Source organism: Leisingera sp. F5 (genome assembly GCF_001593695.1).
The window spans coordinates 1-1,805 of the sequence record NZ_LUKH01000714.1; the positions used below are offsets into that span (position 1 = coordinate 1).

The 1,805-nt window shown below is 61.8% G+C and carries 2 protein-coding genes; both read left to right on the forward strand.

Annotated elements, in window-relative coordinates:
• Window positions 1–43 precede the first annotated feature (43 nt).
• Window positions 44–733, forward strand: a complete 690-nt coding sequence (locus tag A2I95_RS35140) for an HAD family hydrolase (protein WP_027259725.1) — start codon at window positions 44–46, stop codon at window positions 731–733.
• 235 nt (window positions 734–968) lie between these two features.
• Window positions 969–1,805 (forward strand): trimethylamine methyltransferase family protein (locus tag A2I95_RS35145; RefSeq protein WP_291737195.1); only part of this gene is annotated, 837 nt, incomplete at its 3' end.

Below are 1,805 nucleotides of genomic sequence, written 5' to 3' on the forward strand. Positions count from 1 at the left end.
GTGCCTAGGGTCCGGCCAGAATCCAGAGGAAAAAGGACCTGCCATGCCTGTTGATGCTCTTCTGTTCGATAAAGACGGGACCTTGTTTGACTTTGCTGCGACCTGGGATGGCTGGGCTGCAGACCTGCTGGAATCCCTGTCCAATGGCGATCAGAACGCCAAACAGGCAATGGCCAAAGCGATCAGCTATGACTTGGAGCGTGAGGCATTCAATCCGGACAGCCTGGTGATTGCCTGCTCCAATGATGAAGTGGCAGAAGCCCTTGCGCCTTATGTTGCGCATATGGATCTTGCCGAGCTGACGGATTACCTGGCGGAAAGCGCTGCCGGGGCAGAGCTGACGCCGGCAGTGCCGCTGGCGGCGTTTCTCGACAGCCTGCTGTCGCGCGGCAAGGTGCTGGGGGTGATGACCAACGATGCTGAGAGCTCTGCCAAGAGCCAGCTGAAGCGGGCAGGCGTGCTGGACCGCTTTGCTTTTGTCGCGGGATGCGACAGCGGCCATGGGGCCAAACCGGCGCCGGATCCGCTTCTGGCCTTTTGCAAGGCTGCGGGCGTCTCTCCCGGCCGGACGGCAATGGTGGGCGACAGCCGCCATGATTTGGAAGCGGGCGCGGCTGCGGGAATGCAGCGGATCGGCGTCCTGACCGGCATGGCCCTGCGCGAGGAGCTGACGCCGCACGCCGATATAGTGCTGCCCGATATCGGCCATATCCCGGCCTGGATGGACCGCTGAGCATCCACTGATTCCCGCGTTTTGAAACGGGGACGCTCGTTTTTGCCGGCGTGCAGTCTTGTGCGCCGGTTTTTGCTGCGGCATACTAGGCACAAGTGTACAGAAATATCCTGAACCGCCGGATCGCACAGCAAAAACGACAGCGATAGTCGGGTTTGGACTGTTTCCAGCGGCAGGGATTGGCACAGTGGGTGGCTATCGGCAATTTTGAAATTCGGACCCAGGGGAGACCGGCATGGCAGACACAGGCGCGCGCAAGAAGCGGGGCGGAGGCAGGGCAGGCGCAGCAGCCCGGCGCGGCAGCGCTGCGCTGGAGCAAATGCCTTGGCAGATCCCGGTTAACACCGACCGGCCGACCGAGCCATTGAGCGAGGACGGCGTGCAGGCGATCCACGAGGGGGCCATGCGGATCCTGGAAGAGATTGGCGTGGTCTTTCTGAACCCGGAAGCGCTGGAGATCTTCAAACAGGCCGGCGTCAAGGTCGAAGGCGAGCTGGTCAAGATGGACCGGGATTTTGTGATGGAGATGGTGGGTAAGGCGCCCCGCGAGTTCTCGATCACCCCGCGCAACAAAGACCGGACCATTCCGCTGGGCGGCAATCACATCTTGTTCGGCAATGTGTCCTCGCCGCCGAACTACTGGGATATGGAGCTGAACAAAAAGGTCGCCGGCAACCGTGAGCAATGCCGCAACCTGCTGAAACTGACCCAGTATTTCAACTGCATCCACTTTGCCGGCGGCTACCCGGTGGAGCCAGTGGACCTCCATGCCTCGATCCGGCATCTGGATGTGCTCTATGACAAGCTGACCCTCACGGACAAGGCGATGCACGCCTACTCGCTTGGCAAGGAGCGGGTCGAGGACGTGATGGAGATGGTGCGGATTGCCGGCGGGCTCAGCCATGAGGAGTTCGACGCCAAGCCGCATATGTACACCAACATCAACTCCACCTCGCCGCTGAAGCACGATTTCCCGATGATCGACGGCTGCCTGCGGCTGGCGCGGCGGGGGCAAGCCATCGTCGTCTCGCCGTTTACCCTGGCGGGCGCGATGGCGCCGGTGACCATGGCG